The organism is Neokomagataea anthophila (assembly GCF_018122595.1).
GTDB lineage: Bacteria > Pseudomonadota > Alphaproteobacteria > Acetobacterales > Acetobacteraceae > Gluconobacter > Gluconobacter anthophilus.
Genome location: NZ_JAGRQH010000207.1, coordinates 1 through 222 on the forward strand (window position 1 = coordinate 1; position 222 = coordinate 222).

Sequence of the window (222 nt, forward strand, 5' to 3'; positions counted from 1 at the left end):
GAGCGTGACGGTGCGCTGCTGCACCGCGCGTATCCCATACCGCTACAACATCATCGAGGCGTACTGCGCGCCTTAGAAAATGCATGTAGTCACGCAGCACGACAGGATCATTTTTTTGCTGCTCGGGGAGCGATGCAAAAGCCGCGTCAGCAACTGCCGATGTGGTATGTAAGGCTAAATGCGCCAAAGCTACCGGTTTCTGCGCCAATGTAAGCCGCACCA

At 55.9% G+C, this 222-nt stretch carries 1 pseudogene; it reads right to left on the reverse strand.

Annotation, left to right across the window (positions count from 1 at the left end):
• Positions 1-222, reverse strand: a pseudogene (locus KB213_RS12480) (hypothetical protein); the annotation flags it as partial.